Genomic DNA, 22,595 nt, shown 5'->3' with positions numbered 1-22,595 from the left:
GACTTAGATATGTTGGAATTATTTGCTGCTACCGGAGAAATAGACCTCAAGTATTTGGATGAATCAGGGTTTTGTGCATGGAGTGAGCCAAGTTACAGCTATTACCAACGAGGCGAGCAAAAACGCTTAGAACAGACGAAGCGTAGGGGTCGAAGATTAAGCATTATTGGTTTTTTTCAACCTCTAATCAGTTTTGTTTACGGTTTGGTGATTGGGGGGGTTAATCGCAAATCTTATATCCAGATGATGGAGCAAGAAGCCGGCGAAGCCGCTGAACTAGGACGCATAAGGGTAATTGTGCAAGACAATGGCCCAATACATCGATGCCAAGAAGTCCAACAGATGTGGTCAAAGTGGGAACACATGGGTTTATACATCTTCTTTCTGCCCAAATATTGCTCCGAAATGAATCCAATTGAATTGGAGTGGCAGCACCTCAAAAAGGATGAACTAGCAGGACGAATGTTTGATGACGAGTTGGCTCTTGCTTACGCAGTAATTGATGGTGTTCAAGCTAGAGGAGAAAGAGGAAATTATAGGACACAACGTATTAAATTTAACTCTAACTACTCTGATTAAGTTTTCGTTACATACTTATAAATTTTCCCGCCGACTTACTTATTCTATAGCCGAATTATCTTGCATATTATACACTTCTCTAATCGGAAAAGGAATTTGAATTCCTGCTTGCTGATAGCGTTTATGTAATTTTTTGACAAATAGATGTTTACCAATACGCTGATCAAAGTATTCATTTACGCGCATATAAAGCGTAAAATCTATACTAAAATCATTAAAAGTATGAAATCTAATATATGGTTCGATTTCTTTTAATTCCGGTGCAATTTCTTGCATGACTTCTTTGGCTACTTCTACAGTCACTTTTTCAACTTGTTCTAAGTCGCTATCATAACTTACACCCACATCCATTGTTAAAGTAATTTCCTTTGCGGGTAAATGATAGTTTGTGAAAATTGCAGAAGACAATTTAGAATTGGGAACAATGACTACATTATTTGAAATTTCTTTAATTGTCGTATTTCGCCAAGAAATATCTATAACATATCCTTCTTGCCCAGCGTCTAATTTTACATAATCTCCGGTTCTAACTTGTTTAGAAATAACTAAGTAAAAGCCAGAAAATAAATTTGCAAGTGTGTCTTGAAGTGCCAAACCAACTGCTAGTCCACCAATACCTAAAGTCGTGACTATTGGCGTAATTTGAACACCCAGCGTTTGCAAGATGATTAATGTTCCCAAAACTAAAACAGTAATCTTAGCAAGGTTAGAAATTAGTGATGTGGGAACACCTTCTGTTCTGCTAATAAATAAATTAACAAACCCAGCAGCCAATCTTGCTAGGACTATCGTTACCGAATACAGCAATGCGATCGTCAGAATTTTTTGTAGTACGATCGCAATATCTGGCTTGAGAGGAGAACTTAGAATTGCCCAAAAAAAACCGGCAATGACAAACCAAATAAATGTCATCCGGTGCAGGGAATGGAATATAATATTACCCCCGGCAATTCATTTATTATTAACGAATCTTTCCAGTTTTTTGAAGATAACTTTTTCACCAATTATTCCAGCTAGTAAGCCAGCTAGAATAAATCCAATAGGTGTAATCCATTCAATCATATCAATTTTAAATTTGATTTAGGATAGCAGCATTTTTGCTGTGATTATGGCTAAATTTTACCTTGTTAGTTGTCGGATTAGCTGCTTGAGATTTTCTGGATTATGGACTTGCCAATTGTTTACCACCCAGATTACATTGCTCCTTTACCTGAAGGACATCGCTTCCCGATGTCTAAGTTCCGACAACTCTACGAATTGCTGTTAGCTGATGGTGTAGCCAATCAAGAACAATTTCACACTCCCGAACGTCCGCCTTTAGAATTGATAGAGTTAGTCCATACCCCAAACTACGTTAAAGCTTACTGTGAAGGAACCCTAGATCCCAAAGCACAGCGTCGTATTGGTTTGCCTTGGAGTCCCGCATTAGCGAATCGTACCTGTGTAGCGGTAGGTGGTACAATACTGACTGCAAAACTAGCACTAAATCAAGGTTTAGCTTGTAATACTGCTGGTGGAACTCATCATGCTTTTCCTAGTTATGGGTCTGGTTTTTGTATTTTCAACGATTTAGCGATCGCCTGTCGCGTTTTACAAAAAATTGGACTCGTCCAAAAAATCTTAATTGTAGATTTGGATGTCCATCAAGGAGACGGTACCGCTTTTATATTCCAAGATGACGACAGCGTTTTTACTTTCTCCATGCACTGCGAAGTCAATTTTCCCGGTACTAAACAAAACAGCGATTTGGATGTCCCTTTGCCAGTGGGAATGGAGGATGATGCTTATTTACAAACCTTGGCGAATTACTTAGCAGATTTATTATCTAAAGTCAAGCCAGATTTAGTATTTTATGATGCAGGTGTTGACCCTCATATAGGCGATCGCTTGGGCAAATTAGCCCTTACTGATGCTGGCATTTTCCGCCGAGAAATGCAGGTTTTGAGTACCTGTATGAGTAGTGGTTATCCTGTCGCTTGCGTCATTGGTGGCGGTTATGCTGATGATATGAAATCTTTAGTTTGGCGACACTCCCTATTGCATCGGGCCGCTAGCGAAGTTTACCATCAATATAAACTTTGATGTAGCCGCTTAGTTAAGCAATTTTTCCTTCTATTTCTTCTCTCTCTGTGTCCTCTGCGTCTCTGCGGTTAATTAAAAAAATGACTTTGACAAACAGCACTAGCCTTAACTGAATCGTATTGAATTCTAAAATATAAAAACCTTGTGTGCAAAGGCAGTACTGGATGAACAACGGCAAACTCAGAATATACGAACTAGCAAAAGAATTAACTTTCGATAGCAAAAAGCTATTATTAATTTGCGAAAAGCTCAAAATTGTAGTCAAAAGCCATACCAGTACAATCTCAGAATCCGATGCAGAACGTATTCGTCTAGCAGTAAGTAAACTAACAGCAAAATCGTCAAAAACTAAAACAAACTCTGAAGATTGGGGCTATATGTTTATAGCTTCAGCAATTGATAGTTTTATCCGCCATCTTGAAGGTGAAAGCGCTCTTAAATCATATCCCGAATTTAGGGATCGGCGCGATCGCGCCAATAAGTTAATGTTGGAATGTGTTGGTCAAAAGCCTTCTCTATTTTATGTGCGTCGCAAAGGCGCGGGGAAAGAAGCAAGAGAAGAAATCTGGGATTTGACAATAGCAACAGACTCCGATGATTTTCCATTACCTGCAAGACTTGAGAAGCTGAGAAAAACATTAGGATTCAGAGCTGCTGTACAAAAAGATGGACGCGACGGTTTAAAAATACTGTCGGCTCAGTTGTTACAACCCTCACGGGGACACGCCGACAGCTATGCTATACCTTGTCGCTTGCGTCTTTTGCCTAATCATCAGCATCATCTCGACATTCCACCCGCAACATTAAAACGCATCGCAGCCGCGCCAGTTTGTGGCGAAAATGCGCCTACAGAAGAGCAGCTTAAAGCTTGGAAAGCATTTTTGCAAATTGAGGAAAAAATTGCGAAAGCACGCCAATTTTGCGTGCGTTATGTAAGTCATAACTATAACTTCAAAAGACGAATCAGTTTTGAAATTAATGTAGCTTCAGCCACCCTTGACGGGTTTTATCAAAATTCTCTCGATGTGGAAAACTTTTGGGAACGAGCAAGGCGCACAAAAAATGAAGATTTGAAGCTTTTTGAAACTGCTCCCGTTGGCAAAAATTGGATTAGCGGTCGTCAATTAGGGACTGTTGAAGAAGTTGACCCCAACCGTTGTATTATCAGCCTCAGACTAGAACGCGACTTAGCTGAATTCATGGCAACAGAGCGTTATAAGTTGCCAGATACCGGATTTTTGTGTTTTGAGGCAGTTGGTGATATTCAGCAGATTCAGCGTAAGAAAAAAGCTTTAGATGATTTAAATAATGGTTACACCCAAAATCCATATTTGGGTAACTTTTTATTCGATGCTTCTCAAGCTAGACAAATCAAAACAACTGTTGAACTTCAACCACAAGATTTGTTATTATCTTCTGCAAATCCTGGACAGAAAGCAGCAGTCGAAAAGGTACTTGCCGCTAAGGATCTTGTTCTCATCCAAGGGCCACCAGGAACTGGTAAAACTACCGTAATTGCGGAGATTTGCTATCAAATTGCCCTTCGTGGTGGACGTACATTAATCGCATCTCAAGCTAATTTAGCAGTAGATAACGCCCTGAGTCGATTAGTTCACAACCCCGTGATTCGCGCTGTACGAAAAGGCAGAGCCGAGAAAGTTGGTGAAGAAGGACAGCCATTTTTAGAAGACCAAGTGATTGGCAGATGGCTAGAAAATACAGCTTATGACTGCGAAAACAATCTGACTCAACGGCTCGAAAATATCCAAACTTTCAGTCAATTACTCGCATCATCACAAAGATTTACAGCCTACTTCCAAGCAGAGGAAGAATTCAATCAGCAACAAACTAAATTCAATAAAAATAAGTTAAAGGTAGAGAGCGACTTTAAAAATCAAGAAAAATCTTACAACGAAATCGTAAAAAGGCAGAATGACGTTAAATCCCTAATTGCAGGACTGGAAAACATACTAAATACTGCACCAAATATTAACTGGGAAGCTCCAGAAGTTGCAGATTTTTTGCCGCTTCTTAAGCCATACACAGAAAATAACAGTTTAGTAGAAGAATTTTTAGCAAATGTTCGTCAAACCATCAAATATACTAATGAGCTTGGCTTTGTACGTCCGGCGCTTGGTGCTTTTGGTTTAGCGGTTTGGTTGCGTGAAACTGTAGCAACAGAAATTTATGGATTTAAAACTGCTTTGACTTCTGCTCAAAATGCAAGTAAAGCTATATCAGAAGTTGCAGCATCAGTACAGATTGTCCAACAAAATTTCGCCTCATTAAATCAGCTACAACCAGATTATCAGAAATATCTTGCCAAACTGCAAAACATACAGCAAACAATCCAGATATGGGAAAACCGCAAACGCGAAATAGATTATATTATCTCAGCAGTTAAGGAATGGAAATCTACAGCACCTACTCTTCTCTATCAAACTTTAAAAGATTGTCAGCAATCAGGTTTACCACTAACAGAAAATTTAGTGGACTTACCGCTAGGTTTGTTGATGTTTGCTAATACATTAAAATTACCAATAGTACCAAAAGTTTACAAAATTAACCTACCAGAATGGGAATTATTGACAAAGGCGATCGCTTATGAGATAGACGGAGGTTTTACTGACAGACGGGGAAAACAGCATAACTTTAGCTATTTTTTACAACAAAATTTTAGTCAGATTCCAATGGTGTTATCAAAGAGCGATCGCACCCAATGGCAAGAAACCTATCAACAGTTTAACAATTATCAGCTACTCAACCCCAAACAGCGAAAATTACTAGTTGAAAATACCCAGGTTTTTTTAGTTAGAATGCAACGGACTTATGGCAAATCATGGGAATGGAATAACATCGACTCTACTCTCACCCAGATTACACAAGAATTGCTAGATACAATCCTTGCAAATGCACGTCAATGCGTTTTAAAAGTAAAAACAGAAACCGATCAACAGCTTCAGCATCTGCAACGCCAATTAAATGAACTTCAAAAAAATGAAAGCCAACAGCAAATATCCATCACTCAAGCTGAAGCCGAAAAAGCACAGCAAGACGCTAATTTGCAACTTAGACGAGTTATTAACATCTTGCAAGAACTTAATCAACAAAATATTCCTGCTCAATTACGCATTCTAACTGAACAATATCTTGCAACAAAATCAAATATTTGGGAGCAGCCGCAAGAATTTTCAAATCAAATTCATTCTTGGGAAACTTCCATTAGTCAACTTGAAATCTTAATTTCATTATTAGAACCCTTTGCTGTGTTGGAGATGATTAAAACTTCTCTATATGAGCATTTATCAAAGGTACAGCAAGAAACTGAAACTTCCCTACAGCAGCTTCAAAAACTACAAATTAGCCTACGCGAATTAGAACAAAAATTACAACCACAGCCATCAAAAAATTTAATAGAAGAAAGAAACTGGTGGTTAACAGAATGGCATAGAATACCGGATAAATTTAAACCAGAAAAATTTGCTAATGACTTGTTTAATATAGAGTTACTACGTAGCATAGATATTAGCTTTCAATCTTGGCAACAGCAACTACAAAAAGATGAAGCTTATCTCAATAAATATCAGAATTTTGTACAAGATTGGATAGAAAAATTAAGACAGCCAAATGAACGCGATCACGACGATTTAAGGCGCATATATTTAGATAACGCCAACGTCGTCGGTATCACCTGTGTTCAAGCTGCAAATAGAGGTTTTTCGGAAGAATTCAAATCTTTTGATGTTGTTATTATTGATGAAGTTAGTAAGTGTACTCCACCAGAGTTACTAATCCCAGCTTTGAAAGGCAAAAAGTTAGTAATGGTAGGTGATCATCGGCAATTACCACCCATGCTTGATACTAGCACTATAGAAGAAGTTGCTCAAACAATGGGTAATTCACGAGACGAACTACAGTTCTTAGAAGAATCACTGTTTAAAAGTCAGTTCGAATCTGCTGATGAAAGCATTAAACAAATGCTAACTACACAATATCGAATGCACCCATTTATTATGGGAGCAATCAATCAGTTTTATGATGGTAAGCTAGAATCTGGTATTTTGGAGCCGGATACAAAACGCGCACATCATCTAGCAGGCGAAATAATCCAAGAATCTCAGCATCTTATTTGGGTAAAAACGCCTATAGAGAATCAGTTTTTAGAGCAAAGAAACGGAACTTCTTACTTTAATACTCAAGAAATTGATGCGATTGAACATCTGTGTCAGCAGTTCGAGACTACTTGGACTTCTAAAGTTGCTAATGGTGAACCGAAAAAAGAAATTGCCGTAATTACATTTTATGGCGCTCAATTAAGAAAAATTGATGAACGTCTGCAATCTGAACTTTTTCCTTCGCTAGAAATTCGTACTGGTACCGTAGACAGATTTCAAGGTATGGAACGACCTGTTGTAATTGTAAGCATGGTTCGCAACAATAGCAAAGGAGATGTAGGTTTTGCTAAGAAGCCAGAACGGGTAAATGTTGCATTTTCTCGCGCTCAAGAACTATTAATAATTGTGGGTTGCCATAATTTGTTTACCCATCAAGCAGGTAAAGTCGGAAGTATGTATTCCGAAGTGTCAAATATTGTAAATATTCATGGAGGTTTCGTTGATGTTTCTCGCCTCTTGAGCTAAACCTATTGACAATAATCTCAATAATTTTGTAGATAAACTTGAGGCGATCGCTTAGAAAATTAGCCGATATCGGTAGACATTGTAACGATTTTGATTTGAATGAGGTACATGGGTTGTAGGTTCGCATAGCGCCGCTAAACTACTGGATTAAAACGATAAAGAATTGAATTCTTTTCTGTTACCCTTACCCGCAATCCTATTCTCCCTTGAGCCGAGAAATATATTAGATGCCATACATTTCTGGAAAAGAGATTGTGGCGTGTGTAGTAAAAAAGCAAATATCACTTGATGCTCAATTTGGCTCAAGGGGGTCTAATGATTGATCGTTTTGTAAATCTAATTTTTATCGATTCCTTTTCTCTAGCAATTAACCTCACATTCGGTACATTGCTTCGCACTAAGATCTGTAACTATTCATGGGATGGAGTTGTAAGTGATGAGCTTTCAACACCAGAAATTAACTCTAGTTCTTCGGAATCATCACTATCCTTGGAAGAGACAGATATAAAGGCAAGCGCTAACAATTAGTGGTGGCTCTTAATCTCCCACTGATTGATTTTGACTCCAATATTGCGATTATCTAAAGTTTCAACATAGCGATTCTCATTTGAATGAGGTAAACGGTTAGGAGCGGACAGCTATCTGTGCGCCCCTAACTGTGTCCGTCTAATGTAGGCAACCGCAATGTCAATCCTAGCGTTTTAGTGCGTGATCAAGAAGATGGTTCTCAAGCAATTGATTTTGCAAATTGGCTGTTACCCTATGATTTAGAAGGCTTGCCACAGGGTAAATACACTCTACAAATCAACGGTAAATCTGCTGGTAGCTTGAAATTGGAAGAGTCTTCTGAACCATTCCAAGAGCTTAATTTACAACAGCCGTCAATCCCCTAAACCACCAAGATTCTACACCCATAGCTAACGAGCAAAAGGAGCAGATCCAAGTACAGGGTACAGGATCAGGCTACTGCCAGCACATTCAAATACTGGATTGTGACAAACCAGTGAGCCGTGTTTTCTATGTCTTCAATTTAATTTTATGGATCTGTTCATTCCAATTTATTTGCTGCATCCTGATGGAATATTTCTGGATGCGGTTGTCCTTGTAACTCCACTACTTCAAAGTTTACCTGCACCAATTTGGGAGAGCGATCGCTAATAGGTTTGGGTAAGTCTGTTGGATTGCGGACGATGCTTGTTATCAACGAAGTTGCTGTTTGAGTTTCATCCTTACCCATCACAATCAAACGACCTTCCATTCCTGCTTGACGATGACCGGGAATTGTGCAGAAATAGGGAAATACTCCCTGTTTATCAGCCCGAAAAACAATCACAGAACTAGCTCCTTTAGCGACTACCGTATCCGAGTTTGTATTGAAATCGGGCAAAGCAATATCATGTTCCCCACCCTCTCCATTCACCAGAATTAACTGTACTATCTCACCAATTTTTACCTTTAAATCGGGGTTAGCTATACCGTTAATTTTGTTACCAACACCAGAGAAGATAAATTTTCCTTCCCCAATGCTTGTTTCTAGCTTAAATGTGACATCTGGTCGGTACGAAGCTGGACTTTTCTGAGTCTCAAGGGATGAAGTTGTGTAAGCACTCGTAGGGCTAACAAAGTTGGTTTGTGTCAGATGTTCCGCGTCTGCTGACTTTTGAGTGAGATGTGGTGTAAGTTCAGATGCCAAAGCTAGACTGCTAATCCAGGGAAATCCTAGCTGTGGATCGCCCAAGCAAGGCATCATCAAAAACAGCACAATTGCGATCATTAATAAGATGACTGTTTGCGAACGCTTGAGCTTGTTCATGTGGGGGACTCCTTTGCGGAAACTCGCTAATAATCATAAGTTTAGAAATATCGCTGTATTACCTATTACTATTTTGCTTTATTTCTCAAAGTGTCAGCAGAAATGTTAAATTTTCTTTTACTTAATCCCCCTTATTGGATGGAGCTTAGGTAACTAGTGGCAAACAATTTATCACTATCGTTAAATCATTCATCGCTCAACATCTCTACTTCTTAATAACGAAAACTCTACGCAAAATATTCCAATACCAATACGGTTGAATTAAGCCCATTTCACTATACGTATGAGTCTATTGAAATAGCTGCGACACATTGACTCTCAGAACCATTTTTATTGCTTGGCAAACACGGTACAATCCAGAGGCACTTTTATTGTTACCAACACAAATTAAGCATGGAAGCAAATTTTCTAACGGCTGTTTTTCTGCCCCTAGCTCTATTTATTATCATGTTAGGCATGGGGTTAACCTTGACCCTAGAAGACTTTAAGCGAGTTGTAACCTATCCCAAAGCAGTGCTGATTGGCTTGGTGGCACAGTTAATCGTGTTGCCGATTGTGGGCTTTGGCATTGCATCGGTGTTTCCCCTTGATCCACAATTAGCGGTAGGTGTGATGATTTTAGCAGCCTGCCCCGGTGGCCCTACTTCTAATATGATTACGTTTTTGGCTGGAGGTGATGTTGCTCTTTCTGTAACGCTAACAGCTATTAGTAGTCTCATTACAGTTTTTACGATTCCTCTGGTAGTAAATTTTTCAATGCAGAGATTTTTAGGGGAAGGAACAACGCTACAGTTACCTTTTTTAAGTACTGTTTTGCAGATTGCGGTGATTACACTTCTACCTGTAGCAATTGGGATGATAGCCAAGCAGTATGCACCTGGATTAGCAGACAAGGCAGATAAACCTGTGAAGTGGCTATCTTTATTTTTCCTGGCGGTGGTAATTACTGGAGTGCTGTTGCGAGAACGGAATAATTTTATTTCTTATGTAATAGATGTGGGCTGGGCTACTCTGGTTTTGAATGTGGTAACAATGGCTTTAGGTTTTGCGATCGCAACCTTAACCAGATTAGGAGAAAAAAGCGTTACGGCAATTACCATAGAAGTAGGAATTCAAAATGGGACTCTGGCGATCGCGATTGCTTCTACGCCTACGCTGCTGAATAGTCCTACAATGGCCATTCCTGGGGCAATTTATAGTCTGCTAATGTTTGTAACCGGCGCTGGATTTTCTTGGTGGGCTAGTCGTCGCCAAAGCTTGTTGAAAGCATAAAAATAGTTTGCCTTATTGCTAAGTCTGGTTGTCCAGTGGTTGAAAGTATCTCCGTACAAGCTACACTTTCATTCCTTTGCTAGGTTGTAAAGTGGAATAGGAAGTCGAAGAGAGCATCAAGAATATACATGTACGTACTAATTGGTGGTGCAGGCTTAGTGGGCTTAAGTTTGGCGCAAAAACTGGTAGAACTGGGACATACTGTTGCCGTAATTGACATTGACCCTATTGCTTGCCGCTATGCCCGTGAACAAGTAGGAGCAATGGCTTTTGAAGGCAGTGCTGTAAGTACAGAAGTATTGTTAGAAGCGGGGATTCGCAAAGCCGATTCTTTGGCAGCTGTTCTGAGAAGTGATGCCTTAAACTTGGCAATGGTAACTCTTGCAAAACACTACGGTGTCACCCATATTTTGAGTCGGATGCGCCACCCCGATTTTGCTGAACCGTTGCGGATAGCTGGAGCTAACCATATTATCAGTACTGTTGAACTATCAGTTTCAACAATGGTGAATGCCATTGAGTATCCGCAAGTGGAATCAATGATGCATTTTGAGCAGGGACAGATTGAGGTTTTGAAACTTTCCATCCCCAATAATTGCTATGTTGCTGGTCGTAGCGTTGCCGAAATTGCTCAGGATTCCCAATTTCCTAGTGGTTCGCTAATTATTGGCTATCAACCCCATCCCCACGAAGATTTGATGATTCCTAACGGTAGTACAATACTGCAACCTCATTCAACTGTGCTGATTGTGACTAAACCAAGATGTTTACATCAAGTCATTGATTTTATTGAACAAAAATGTTGAGCGTAGTTCCTAGCTAAACTCATTATTAGGTGGGGTTAGCTACATATATAAAAAATTGGTGTAAATAGTTTTGATGAAGCTGTATCGATATATTTATTTAGCGATCGCTGTTATTTTTCTTGCATCTTGTCAATCATCCAAAATTCCACCAAAGTCACAACCCGATGCCATTCCAGCAACCCCATCCCAAAAAATAGTGACACTGGATAAGAATTTTAAAATAGCAAGCGGTCAAACTGTTTATGTTCCTGTCTACTCTCATATCTATCATCACAATCGGCAGGAGATTTTCGAGTTAGCAGTTACGCTAAGTGTTCGGAATACAGATTTGACCAATCCGATCGTTATTACTTCTGTGCGCTACTATAACTCAGAAGGGAAACTAGTGAAAGAATATTTGGAGCGCCCTATTCAACTCGATGCCTTAGCTTCTACAGATTTTTTTATAAATAGAAATGACACCACTGGAGGTTTAGGCGCAAACTTTATTGTCGAGTGGGTAGCCCAAACAGAAATATCCGAACCGATAGTGGAAGCAATCATGATTGGTACTGATTTTCAACAAGGAATTTCTTTTATCAGTCCTGGTAGGGTGATTAAAAATCAAAATAACGATAAGCGATCGCTTTTAAAATAATTCGTAATTCGTAATGACGCTCGATAGCGTAGCGTTAGCGACGTAGGAGCGTCTGACTCGCTACCGCTACGCTAACGTAATTCGTAATTAGTAATTAAGTTTTTCCTGGTTTCCTAGTTCCCATGCTCCGTATAGGAATGCAATCATTAAATTTCTTCGTTCCCATGCTCCGTATAGGAATGCATTCATTGAGTCAGAGACTCAATATTTAACTAGAGGCAGCAAATTCTAACCAGTCAAAGCTCAAAGGTTCACTCACGAAGCTCAGAGGTTCATCGACAAAGCTCAGAAGTCCATCGACAAAGCTCAGAAGTTCATCGACAAAGCTCAAAGGTTCACTCATGAAGCTCAGAGGTTCATCGACAAAGCTCAAAGGTTCACTTATGAAGCTCAGAGGTTCATCGACAAAGCTCAGAGGTTCACTCACGAAGCTCAGAGGTTCACTCACGAAGTTCAGAGGTTCACTCACGAAGCTCAGAGGTTCACTCACGAAGTTCAAAGGTTCACTCATGAAGCTCAGACTCTCCCCAGTTCCCAATCCTTAATCATCTTCAAGCTTCAACAATTGTTCATCAAGATTTTGTATCCGTCTGCGCACAATTTCTTCCGAGAGAATTCGCTTCCGCATTGCCTCATTGAGCGCTCCTTTTTCTGCTAGGAGTAAACGCCGGCGAATGGCTTCAAGCTTACTGCTCTTGTTGCCACTTCCACCTTCCACCTCATCGGGGCGACGATTATAAAGTTCCCGCAGTGTCTTTTCTGCACCAGCAATTCGCACCTGATAAGCTGAACGCATCTCTTCATAAACGGCTTTTGGTAACACCCCCGATTTCAACAGACTATCTAATTCATCTTGTGCTGCTTTACCCGTCATCAGCTGAGCTTGTAATTCTTCAACCTGTTGTTGAACTTCTGAAAATTTAGATAATTTTAAGCGTTTTACCACCCAAGGCAAACTTAAACCCTGCCCCACTAACGACACCAGCACACTACCGAAGACTATAGCTATCAGTACCTCTCGCCCTGGCAGTATGCTGGGTAAGCTCAACGCCAGAGCCATCGAAAGTGAACCTTTGATGTTGCCTAAAAAGAGTAAATGTTGCCAGCGCAATGGAATTGGGCGGTCAATCCAGCGAATTCCTGCTAGCAATGGATAGACCGTAAGAATTCGTCCGACTTGATAAGCCAAAACTGCAAATAGAATTGCAGGTAAAGTTCTCCAGAGCGTTATCAGGTCTATTTCTACACCAATTAGCAGAAAAATAAAGGTATTGACAGTAAAGCTGGCATATTCCCAGAAACTTAACAAGGTAATCCGGCTAGAAGCAGAAGTATTCCGAGAAAGCCCTAAATTCCCGAAAATTAATCCGGCGACGACTACAGCCACCGCACCTGATACACCGAGAAATTGCCCAACCTGAAAAGTTCCTAATGCAACTGCGACTGTCAATAAAAGACTGCTAAGAGCATCATCTAAACGGGCGAATACAGGTATACTCAAGTAGCCCAAGACTAACCCCACCAGGCAGCCTCCTACAGAGATAAATAGCAGTTGTTGGATTCCCTCTATAAATGTGATTGAGCCTGTTGAATATACTTGCAAAATTAGGTTGAAGGAAACTAGGGCAGCCGCATCGTTGAATAGAGTTTCTCCTTCAACGATGGTGGAAAGCCGCGATGGTACTGGTATATCCTTAAAGACGGCAATCATGGAAACAGTATCAGTGTTTGCCAGAATTACTCCGACAAATAAGGCAGGTATCCAACTCAGTCCCAGCCCAAATTTCAATAGGACGGCAATAATAGCGCCAGAAAGCACAGCCCCTGGCCCAGCTAATAGGGCAATTGGTTTAAAGGTACTGCGTAGGCGACTGACATCTGTATTAATACCAGCTTCAAAGATGAGAATTGGCAGGAAAAGATTCAAAACAAGGGTTGGATTTAAACCAATCGGACGAGACAATAGCTCAGTGATGGGCAAACCTGCTAATACTAAACCTGTAACATAGGGGATTCGCAATCTTCGTGACAGCAGAGCTACACCTGTAGCAAGCAGCAAGAGAATAATTGAAACTTTGACTAATTGAGTTACATCCACTATTAGCTTCTGAAAAGTTATTTTGACTTTATCAGTATTTTGTTCAAGATTGGATAGGAAAGAAAATTAAGAAAGCCAACTGAAGGCGATGCCTGCGGGGGGCTACGCCTACGCAACGATTTAAGGCGCATATATTTAGATAATGCCAACGTCATCGGTATCACCTGTGTTCAAGCTGCAAATAGAAGTTTTTCGGAAGAATTCAAATCCTTTGATGTCGTTATTATTGATAAAGGCTGAGAAAAAGTAATTTTTAAGCTTTTAGAAAGAAGTTACAATTAACAAACTGCCCTCCAAAACTGATTATTTCTTATTTAGAAACAGACTGAAGACTTTTATGACCTCAGCAGCGATCGCTACACCCACAAAAGAATCACCCCTTTTGTTTGAAGGACTGAGTTGGAGAGAATTCAAAGCAATTGAGCAGTTATTTATTAGACCGTCCAGGATATCGCCTGTCTTTCCTGGATGGTGTTTTGGAGATCCGAAGAATGCCTGGAGAACCACACGAAACCGTTAAGAAGAGAATTGCTGCATTGTTAGAACTTTACCTGCTCATGGCAGGGTTTGACTTTACTCCAACAGGGTCAATGACCTTAGAAAGTGAATCGGGTGCTGTAAAGCGAGAGGCGGGTGAATCTTATAAACTTGCTCCTGGTCGAGTGCGTCCTGATTTGGCGATCGAGGTGGTCTTTACCAGTGGCGGTATCAACAAACTGGAGGCATACAAACGGCTGTTGATTCCAGAAGTGTGGTTCTGGGAAGATGGAGTGTTAGAAGTTTATCACTTGCAAAAAGAAGGCAACGCACTTCACTATGAAAGGGTTTCCAGTAGTGAGGAGGTTAAAGGTATCGATCTGGATTTATTGTTGCGCTGCATTAATATGGTGAATCATGTTGATGCTATCAAGACTTTTCAGCAGGCACTTCAGAAATAGCTGGCGATTTCAGCTAAACCTATTAATAATAATCTCAAGAATTTGGTATATAAAATTGAGGCAATATACTGGACAAATTAGCTATCACTAAAGCTGACATTTTGCCTCGTAAAATTCCGGCTTGGAATGAGTGTGTAGTATTGACAATAGAGACTAGATAGTAATTCTATTTTATTTGTAAAGGGAAACGCCGAAAGAGTTGGAGAACAAGGACAGCCATTTTTAGAAAATCGAGTGATTGGCACATGGTTAGAAAATACTGCTACAGACTGCGAAAAAAATCTTGCTCAACGCCTCGATAATGTAAAATTTTTACGTCAATTGCTGGCATCATCACAACGATTCACAGCATACCTGAAAGTAGAAGAGGTATTTAAGAGAGAGCAGGATTTATTACAGACACGTAAAACTAATTTAGAGTCAGCTTGTACGACCCAAAAAAATGAATACAATCAAGCCGCATCTCAACTAGGCGAGGTTGAATCTCTGAAAACTACTTTAGAGGAATTGCTGAATCAAGCACCTTCAGTAGATTGGCAAGATCCAGCACTTCTTAATTTGTGGGCTGGTCTGAATAAATACACATCTACAGACGCTTCCTTGCGAAACTTTGCTGCAAATCTTCGGTTGGCAATTAATTTGGCTTCTGAACTTGGTATGGTTAAACCAAATCACGGCTTATTTGGTTTAGCTGGTTGGTTGCAAAACACTGTAACTTCTTGGATTGCTGAAGTTCGCACAGCATTAGCCTACGCCAGTGATATAGCTATAGCAATGACCGAAGCGGAGTTAGCTGCACAAACTTACACACAAAATTCACAATCTATTGCTGGCCTAAAGTCAAATCACCAACAATTGCTTACAAACCAGCAAAGTTTGCACCAAAGAATTAGGAATTTACATAACCGTGAATCTGAGGCCAATTTAACAATAAATGACCTTGATGTATGGCTGTCTACAGCTAATTTAAATATTGCCAATGTATTGACACAGTGCTTACAAAATCGTCAAGACTTTACAGTTGACTTAATCTCATTACCTTCGGTATTACGAAGCATGACGATGGAAGCTCAATATCTACCCTGGCAACAAAGTCTTGAGCAGTGTCAGGTAAAAGTTAATGAGTTAATTCAGAAATACCATGAAAGGGATAGAGTACGCAGTCGGGTTAGTGAGATAAAAGATTTACTCGTGCGGGGACGAAATATATTAGGTAATCGCTCAATCGATGAAGCTGCTATTTCCCAGGTGAGCGTTAGTAAAGCGCTAGATCCTGTGGAATCCCTCATAAAGTTGAAGCAACTAGCACAAAATAGCATCGATGAGATTGAGAAACCACTAGGGGTCTGGGGTGGGATTATCGAATGGATACTTGCGATTGCTGTCAAGCAGAAAAGTTTGGATTCCATAGCTCAAAAATTACATCCGTATAGCCGCCGTTATGGTGCGGCGGTAACTCTTGAGGCTATTAGGAGACAAGCCCAGATTATATGTCAAAGAGTTCAACCTGTTGAGAGTGAATCAGCTATCTCCAGAATTACAGTAGAGGTAGCCAATGGCATGGTTAGGAGTGCGTGTACATGGCTGAAGCAACTACAGGCTGAAACAGAAATAGAGCAAAGCCAGCTTGAGGTTGAATTAAATGAACAGATGAGATTGGCGGCTAATGAGCAGCAAAAAATATCTGCTAATCAAGAGGAGCTAGAAAATTATCGCAGTGAAGCTGACTTCAAATTTCAAAGAGCGATCGCACTCTTACAAGAACTTTTATCCTTTCCATACTTACCCAAACAATTAAGACTTTTAGTGCAAGAATACCTCGACAATCTTTCAAATATTCTGACTGAAATACCACAATTTAAAGCAAAAATACGGGACTGGGAAAATCGTACCAAGCAACTTGATACTTTAATTTCCTTAATCGATCCTCTTGCTACACTTTCCACTAGCAAAGACCTGCTCATAGTTCGCATTACTAGCTTGCAAGAAACAACGGAAACCTACAAAAACCAATTTATAGAAACTCAAAGTCAAATACAGACAATTGTTGAGCATTTACGGCAGCAATTAGAATACATATCAACTGAGCGAACTTGGTGGCAGTCAATTTGGGAAGCAATTCCTGGTAAATTCAAGCCTGAAGTTGATTCGACAGACTTGTTTAATTTGGACTTTTTACGCACTATCGAGGCAAAGTTTGAATATTGGCAACAGCAACTCCAAACTGAAGAATTTTATCTTAATCGATATCAGCATTTTGTTCAAGATTGGATAGGAAAACTAAGACAGCCAACGGAAAGCGATCGCACAAATTTAAGGCGGATTTATCTAGATAATGCCAATGTCGTTGGTATCACTTGCGTTCAAGCCGCAAATTACGAATTTTCCCAAGAATTTACATACTTTGATGTTGTCATTATTGATGAAGTTAGTAAATGTACTCTTCCAGAGTTATTAATCCCTGCCTTAAAAGGTAAAAAGTTGATCATGGTTGGCGACCATCGACAATTACCACCCATGCTTGATACAAAGACTTTAGAGGAAGTTTCTCAAGAGATTGGCTCCACAAATACAGAATTACAACTATTGCAAGAATCACTCTTTAAAATTCAGTTTGAAAGTGCTAATGATAGCATCAAACAAATGTTAAATATTCAATATCGAATGCACCCCATAATTATGGGAGCAATCAATCAGTTTTATGATGGTAAACTAGAATGTGGTATTTTGGAGCCGGATACAAAACGTGCACATAATTTAGCAGGCGAAATCATCAAAGAATCTCACCATCTTATTTGGATAAAAACGCCTGGGGGTAATAATTTTCAAGAAGAAACGACAGGAACTTCATTTTTTAATATTCCAGAAATTAATGCAATTGAATGTCTATGTAAGCAATTTGAGAGTACTTGGGCTTCTAGAGTTGCTAATGGTGAACCAAAAAAGAAATCGCCGTGATTACTTTTTATGGCGCTCAACTCAGAAAAATTGATGAACGCCTGCAATCTAAACATTTCCCATCGTTGCAAATCACCACTGGTACAGTAGACCGATTTCAAGGTATGGAACGAGCTGTTGTAATTGTGAGTATGGTTCGCAATAATAGTAAAGGAGATGTGGGATTTGCCAAGAAACCAGAACGAGTTAACGTTGCATTTTCCCGCGCTCAAGAACTATTAGTAATTGTGGGTTGTCATTCGCTATTTACTCAGCAGCGTAGACAAGCCGGAAGTATGTATTCTGAAGTTTCAAATCTTGTCAGTATTCATGGAGGTTTCGTTGATCTTTCTCGCCTCTTCTGCTAAACCGATTGATGAAAATCTCAAGAAACTGGTAGACGAAATAGAAGCGCAAAGTCCTAGTTTATCAGTTTTAGCAGCGCGTGAATTCCGTTATACTTTGCGTCAAACTCAGGTAGAAGTAAATATCAAGGAACCCCGCCAGTTTAACATACTTGAAGAATTTATTATCCGCGCCGCTATTGAATTTCAACCTCCGCCAACAGAGGATGAATTAGCCTCTGTACTTGGGCTTGATTCTGTATTTATTAAAACTACTACTACTACTCTTCGTTCCTTACAAACTCTATCACCAACATCGCCACTAACAGTTACTCCTGAAGGTCGCTCATTTTATGAAAAAGGGTCTGTACCACAACCGCCATATCCTATACAAATTTATGCTATTACAGATCTTTTAAGCGATAAGATAACCTTTCAATCTGAATCTTTAAATGAGACAACGATAAATTTACCTGACTTGGCAGACTTTATCGCTACTGATCTTACAATTGCTGATATCTCTTCCTTACCGCTTGAAGAAATCCAAAAAAGTATTCAAGCTTCAGGTTTAGCCCTTCATGTACCAGAAGAGGGAAAAATCGTAACTTCCTATAAGGTACTAGCTTCGACTCAAAAAATCTGGAGAAAAATATCGCTTTTCGTTATCTTTGATGCCCTTGAAGATAAATTGAGTATTCAAGTAAGAAATGGAAAGCAAATTTTAGAGTCAGCATCAAATTGGTTAGAAATGCTACATACTGGAGGTAAAATATCTTTACAAGCATTATGTAAATTGTCAACCGAAACCATCAATTTTAAACGTGAAGCCATTCTCAAGCAAAAAAATACTGAAATAGAAGCTAGGCTCGAAAAGATTCGCCAAAAGGCGTTAGAAGCTGCCACAAAAGCTACTGGTGAGGGAGATAACTATAAAGCGTTAGGTGAAGCCGTACAGTTACGCGATGGACAAATTAGCCTAGCTTTTTCAGAAGTTTTAAATTCGGCTAAAAGTCAGATTTTAATCTATTCTCCTTGGGTGAATCAGGCAGTTGTCAATGAAAAATTTATAACTTTATTACAGAAATTAGCTAATCGCGGAGTTCGGATTTTAATTGGATATGGAATTGCGCGGCGACAAGAAGATGAAGACAAACCAATTCCACCAGAAGTAGAGAAAAAACTTCGAGCGATAAAAACACCTGATGGTTTACCATCTGTACAGCTTTTTTGGTTGGGAGATTCCCATGTTAAAGAAGTAATAGTTGATAAACAAATCCATCTTTGCGGATCTCATAACTGGTTATCCTATCGCGGCGATTACCTACCACGAGGTGAGTCAATTTATAAAGTTACAATTCCACTTCAAGTTCAGGAAGCTTATGAATTTCTCGCTAATCGCTTCCAAAATCAAGCTCAAAAATTATGGACAAATGCTCTAGAGAAGCACGATTCTCAAGTGGCTGTAGAGTCTTTATGCACATGGGGTGCGCTAGGTATGGAAGGTATTGCACTCAAAGAGATAGAGAAAAATAATTGGTTGGAACTTCTGCCTGTATGGTTAAATTTAGCACTACAGGGATTAAAATCGAAAAACTTTTCAAGTGAATCAGAAAGTTTTAAAACTGCACTTTTGTTGCTGAGTCAAGTTTCTATGGAAGAAGCTTTTATTGAGGAATTGCAACAGTGCTGGCGTAAAGTTATAGGCGCGATCGCAATTAACAATCCGAAAACTGCTTTCAACTTACTTAGTGATGAAGTCTGGGCGCAGTTTCTACGTCTCAATATTGCCCAAAAGAGTCATTCACCTGATAAGTTTATTTCGCAATATACCTAAAATAAAACAAACATAATACGTAAATATTAGGTTTAAATTAACTGTTTGAAATAACCAAACTTTTGAATATACATCATGCCGAATTATACAGTGCGTAAATTCAACTAGTATATTTTTCCTACTTCAGTAGTAATAATTCTCTAAAAGACAGCCAATAAAGCCGTCGTCCTGATTTGGTATGAATTATCAACAAAATGATTCTTAACCTTTGATTGACTTAAAGATAGATCCGGAGATTCGTCTTGTTCGATACAATTTATAGGCAGAGAGAGCCGAGGAGAACAAGGTGGTTTTATTAAAAGGCTTTGAGATTGAGATTTACACTGGCACGCCTCAAGGTGAAATCGTCGGTCTCTCCGACAAAATTGTTGCGGATTTGGATGGATTTATGCGGGAGCCAGATAGCCGCAACGTGGAATATATAACTCAACCATCCCCTAATTACGAAAATTTATTGTGTGCTTTGCTGCGTCCCCGGCGGGAGTTGCGAAGCTACCTCAATCGTTTAGGCAATTACACCTTGATACCGGGGAGTACTTTATCTTTGGGTGGGAGCGATCGCTTTCTCCGTTCCGATCCAGCAAACCCCTATCATGACTACATTGAAAACACCTACGGCACAAAAGTAGTCACCGCCAGCGTACACATCAATATCGGCATCAGCGATCCAGAAGTATTAATACGGGCCTGTCGAGTCATCCGTATGGAAGCACCTCTATTTCTCGCCCTCAGTGCCTCATCTCCCTTCCTGGATGGCAAAGCTACTGGCTATCACTCCACCCGTTGGGGCGTATTTCCGCAAACGCCTAGCCATGTACCGTTATTTGCCAGCCACGCCGATCATATCCAGTGGGTGGAAGATCAACTCCTTGCCGGAACCATGCAAAACGTGCGGCATTTGTGGGCATCAGTGCGACCAAATGGCGATCGCCGTCCTTACGATCTAAATCGTCTAGAATTGCGAATTTGCGATTTAGTCACAGATCCTATTGCCTTGCTAGCCATTACTGCCTTATTAGAAGCGCGTTTGTTGCAAATAATCGAAAATCCCAGCATCGATCCGTTAACTCAAAGTACCTTCTCTCCCCAAGAACTCGTTACCCTGACTGCTGAGAACGAAGCTGCCGCTGCTACTGGTAGTCTCGATGCTCAGTTGAAGCATTGGCAAAATGGCAGAAGTATCTTAGCCAGAGATTGGATTTCTGAAATGTACCATGATGTTTGGGCGATAGCTAAACAACGAGGCTTTGGTTGTTTCCTTTCCCCTTTGCAAAAAATCCTCCGCGAAGGCAATGAAGCTCAACAGTGGTTGCAATTACACGCAGTCGGTTTTGACAACCACCGCGTCATCACCCAGGCTATTGTCGCCACCCAAGAACGCGAAATAGAACTCGAAGACAAATTGTGTTCGTTCTTAATGGCTTAACTCAAGGGGCATTGGGCATTGGGCATTAGTTTTCTTTCTCCCCCTGCTTCCCCTGCTCCTTCTGCTCCCTCATCCCGACTCCCGTCTTCACACAAATGATAGATTTTCTGGGAAACACCAGCCTTAAAAGACACAAACACCTAGGTTCTCTACATAAAACTTAATATTTTATGGTTTTAGCCAAATATCCTTTCAGGCATTGCTCTGGGAGGGTTTGTACTTCGTTTTAAAAATCTAATCGATAGAGCATGCTTGATTATTATTAACAAAACCTATGAATAGCCTCTGCCTTTTGGTAGATTTAACATTGACAACAAATTGTTTTATACAATACGTAAATTATACGGACAATGCCTCAGGTAGTTTTAGTTAACCCACAAATCCCTCCTAATACAGGTAATATTGCCCGTACTTGTGCAGCTACGGGTACAGAGTTGCATTTGGTGGGGCCTTTGGGGTTTGAAATTAGCGATCGCTACCTCAAAAGAGCCGGCTTAGATTACTGGCCTTATGTCAAGCTACACTATCACGAATCGCTGGAAGCCTTTAAAATCGTACATCATGAGCGTGGAGGCAGATGGTTGGGTTATACAGTTGCTGGAAATTTTAATTATGTAAGCTATCCGTTTCAACCTGATGATTGGCTGCTGTTTGGTAGTGAAACCACGGGCTTACCACCAGCAATTTTGTCAGATTGCGATGCGACTTTGTATATTCCTATGAGCCAACCAGGGGTTCGCAGTCTGAATCTGTCAGTGAGTGTGGCAATCGGCTTATTTGAAGCTCGTCGTCAGTTAGGCTATTTACAATAGTTGTTTACCTTCATTCTCATGAGTATATTTACTTAGGATAAGTTCACAAACCTATTTGACGATTTATTTTTGGCAGGAAAATTTTTTTCGTGACAGCAAAAGTATGTAAAATAATATACTAGAAATTGATATTATCTGCAAAATGTAGTGGAAGATACTTACAAGTTCAGGAAGGTTATTATAAGAAATTTGTATATAAAACTTCGGATATTGTCAAATTTGAATGATAGATTTTGATGAATTTGAAACATCCTAAGTGAGGGAACAAACACGCTAAAATCCAGTCACATCTTACATTTGAGCTATTCTTGCCAGATGAACGCCAAAAACCAGCCTAAAAGTAGTCGATAGTTAATACGGTTGTTTTTTAGGGAATA

The 22,595-nt window shown here is 39.9% G+C and carries 16 protein-coding genes and 3 pseudogenes; 14 read left to right on the top strand and 5 right to left on the bottom strand.

The genetic code is table 11. The annotated features are described in order from the left end of the window. A pseudogene (locus H6G97_RS01125) lies at window positions 1-465 on the top strand (IS630 family transposase); the annotation flags it as partial. A 153-nt stretch (window positions 466-618) separates the two neighbouring features. Here H6G97_RS01125 and H6G97_RS01120 read toward each other — a convergent pair. After that, window positions 619-1,641: pseudogene (locus H6G97_RS01120) on the bottom strand (mechanosensitive ion channel family protein). 102 nt (window positions 1,642-1,743) lie between these two features. Here H6G97_RS01120 and H6G97_RS01115 point away from each other — a divergent pair. The 3 genes from H6G97_RS01115 (at window position 1,744) to H6G97_RS01105 (ending at window position 8,194) form a co-directional block, all read left to right on the top strand. Continuing rightward, window positions 1,744-2,661, top strand: coding sequence for a histone deacetylase family protein (locus H6G97_RS01115; protein ID WP_190938895.1), 918 nt, complete (start codon window positions 1,744-1,746; stop codon window positions 2,659-2,661). A gap of 164 nt (window positions 2,662-2,825) precedes the next feature. After that, on the top strand, window positions 2,826-7,301 hold the full coding sequence (locus H6G97_RS01110; protein WP_190938894.1) for a translation initiation factor IF-2 N-terminal domain-containing protein: 4,476 nt from the start codon (window positions 2,826-2,828) through the stop codon (window positions 7,299-7,301). Window positions 7,302-8,005: 704 nt separating this feature from the next. After that, complete coding sequence (locus tag H6G97_RS01105; protein WP_190938911.1) at window positions 8,006-8,194, top strand: hypothetical protein; 189 nt, start codon at window positions 8,006-8,008, stop codon at window positions 8,192-8,194. Between the two features lie 155 nt (window positions 8,195-8,349). Here H6G97_RS01105 and H6G97_RS01100 read toward each other — a convergent pair whose 3' ends face one another. After that, window positions 8,350-9,114: a cupredoxin domain-containing protein gene (locus H6G97_RS01100; protein WP_190938893.1), complete on the bottom strand. Its 765-nt coding sequence runs from the start codon at window positions 9,112-9,114 to the stop codon at window positions 8,350-8,352. A gap of 393 nt (window positions 9,115-9,507) precedes the next feature. Here H6G97_RS01100 and H6G97_RS01095 point away from each other — a divergent pair, with 393 nt between their 5' ends. From H6G97_RS01095 to H6G97_RS01085, 3 genes are all read left to right on the top strand, one after another. Then, entirely contained in the window at window positions 9,508-10,386 is an 879-nt protein-coding gene (locus H6G97_RS01095) for a bile acid:sodium symporter family protein (RefSeq protein WP_190938892.1), read from the top strand. 128 nt (window positions 10,387-10,514) lie between these two features. Beyond that, window positions 10,515-11,192 carry a potassium channel family protein gene (locus tag H6G97_RS01090; RefSeq protein WP_190938891.1) on the top strand — a complete coding sequence of 226 codons (678 nt, stop codon included), beginning with the start codon at window positions 10,515-10,517 and terminating at the stop codon, window positions 11,190-11,192. A 73-nt stretch (window positions 11,193-11,265) separates the two neighbouring features. Next, window positions 11,266-11,829, top strand: coding sequence for a DUF3124 domain-containing protein (locus tag H6G97_RS01085; protein ID WP_190938890.1), 564 nt, complete (start codon window positions 11,266-11,268; stop codon window positions 11,827-11,829). 208 nt (window positions 11,830-12,037) lie between these two features. Here H6G97_RS01085 and H6G97_RS01080 read toward each other — a convergent pair whose 3' ends face one another. Continuing rightward, window positions 12,038-12,340, bottom strand: coding sequence for a hypothetical protein (locus tag H6G97_RS01080; RefSeq protein ID WP_190938889.1), 303 nt, complete (start codon window positions 12,338-12,340; stop codon window positions 12,038-12,040). 30 nt (window positions 12,341-12,370) lie between these two features. Next, window positions 12,371-13,927 (bottom strand): cation:proton antiporter domain-containing protein, encoded by a 1,557-nt coding sequence (locus tag H6G97_RS01075; RefSeq protein WP_190938888.1) that lies wholly within the window; start codon window positions 13,925-13,927, stop codon window positions 12,371-12,373. Window positions 13,928-13,956: 29 nt separating this feature from the next. On the opposite strand from H6G97_RS01075, the pseudogene H6G97_RS55840 reads away from it, so the two are divergent. From H6G97_RS55840 to gshA, 6 genes and pseudogenes are all read left to right on the top strand, one after another. After that, window positions 13,957-14,161, top strand: a pseudogene (locus H6G97_RS55840) (hypothetical protein); the annotation flags it as partial. Window positions 14,162-14,346: 185 nt separating this feature from the next. Further along, window positions 14,347-14,865 (top strand): Uma2 family endonuclease, encoded by a 519-nt coding sequence (locus tag H6G97_RS01070; protein WP_242054766.1) that lies wholly within the window; start codon window positions 14,347-14,349, stop codon window positions 14,863-14,865. 234 nt (window positions 14,866-15,099) lie between these two features. Next, window positions 15,100-17,823: a DEAD/DEAH box helicase gene (locus H6G97_RS55295; RefSeq protein WP_338421551.1), complete on the top strand. Its 2,724-nt coding sequence runs from the start codon at window positions 15,100-15,102 to the stop codon at window positions 17,821-17,823. Continuing rightward, on the top strand, window positions 17,820-18,170 hold the full coding sequence (locus H6G97_RS55290; RefSeq protein ID WP_338421550.1) for an AAA domain-containing protein: 351 nt from the start codon (window positions 17,820-17,822) through the stop codon (window positions 18,168-18,170). Before H6G97_RS55295 ends, H6G97_RS55290 begins: the two co-directional genes overlap by 4 nt. Beyond that, on the top strand, window positions 18,133-19,980 hold the full coding sequence (locus tag H6G97_RS01060; protein WP_199349205.1) for a phospholipase D-like domain-containing protein: 1,848 nt from the start codon (window positions 18,133-18,135) through the stop codon (window positions 19,978-19,980). The genes H6G97_RS55290 and H6G97_RS01060 overlap by 38 nt, the downstream gene beginning before the upstream one ends. 286 nt (window positions 19,981-20,266) lie before the next feature. After that, window positions 20,267-21,406 carry a glutamate--cysteine ligase gene (gene gshA, locus H6G97_RS01055; RefSeq protein ID WP_190938887.1) on the top strand — a complete coding sequence of 380 codons (1,140 nt, stop codon included), beginning with the start codon at window positions 20,267-20,269 and terminating at the stop codon, window positions 21,404-21,406. Here the strand turns inward: gshA and H6G97_RS01050 are convergent. After that, window positions 21,403-21,546, bottom strand: coding sequence for a hypothetical protein (locus H6G97_RS01050; RefSeq protein WP_190938886.1), 144 nt, complete (start codon window positions 21,544-21,546; stop codon window positions 21,403-21,405). The two genes, gshA and H6G97_RS01050, sit on opposite strands and share 4 nt — an antisense overlap. A 210-nt stretch (window positions 21,547-21,756) precedes the next feature. On the opposite strand from H6G97_RS01050, the gene H6G97_RS01045 reads away from it, so the two are divergent. Then, on the top strand, window positions 21,757-22,218 hold the full coding sequence (locus H6G97_RS01045) for a tRNA (cytidine(34)-2'-O)-methyltransferase (RefSeq protein WP_190938885.1): 462 nt from the start codon (window positions 21,757-21,759) through the stop codon (window positions 22,216-22,218). The last annotated feature ends 377 nt before the right edge of the window (window positions 22,219-22,595 follow it).

The sequence above is a fragment of the Nostoc flagelliforme FACHB-838 genome (genome assembly GCF_014698065.1).
GTDB classification, from domain to species: domain Bacteria; phylum Cyanobacteriota; class Cyanobacteriia; order Cyanobacteriales; family Nostocaceae; genus Nostoc; species Nostoc flagelliforme_B.
This window is presented reverse-complemented; position numbering and strand designations above follow the sequence as displayed.

Bases quoted from the DNA above. Each gene is read 5' to 3' on its own strand.
- H6G97_RS01115 (WP_190938895.1), top strand. From the start codon at position 1,744: ATGGACTTGCCAATTGTTTACCACCCAGATTACATTGCTCCTTTACCT.
- H6G97_RS01110 (WP_190938894.1), top strand. From the start codon at position 2,826: ATGAACAACGGCAAACTCAGAATATACGAACTAGCAAAAGAATTAACT.
- H6G97_RS01100 (WP_190938893.1), bottom strand. From the start codon at position 9,114: ATGAACAAGCTCAAGCGTTCGCAAACAGTCATCTTATTAATGATCGCA.
- H6G97_RS01095 (WP_190938892.1), top strand. From the start codon at position 9,508: ATGGAAGCAAATTTTCTAACGGCTGTTTTTCTGCCCCTAGCTCTATTT.
- H6G97_RS01090 (WP_190938891.1), top strand. From the start codon at position 10,515: ATGTACGTACTAATTGGTGGTGCAGGCTTAGTGGGCTTAAGTTTGGCG.
- H6G97_RS01085 (WP_190938890.1), top strand. From the start codon at position 11,266: ATGAAGCTGTATCGATATATTTATTTAGCGATCGCTGTTATTTTTCTT.
- H6G97_RS01080 (WP_190938889.1), bottom strand. From the start codon at position 12,340: ATGAGTGAACCTTTGAACTTCGTGAGTGAACCTCTGAGCTTCGTGAGT.
- H6G97_RS01060 (WP_199349205.1), top strand. From the start codon at position 18,133: ATGGAGGTTTCGTTGATCTTTCTCGCCTCTTCTGCTAAACCGATTGAT.
- H6G97_RS01045 (WP_190938885.1), top strand. From the start codon at position 21,757: ATGCCTCAGGTAGTTTTAGTTAACCCACAAATCCCTCCTAATACAGGT.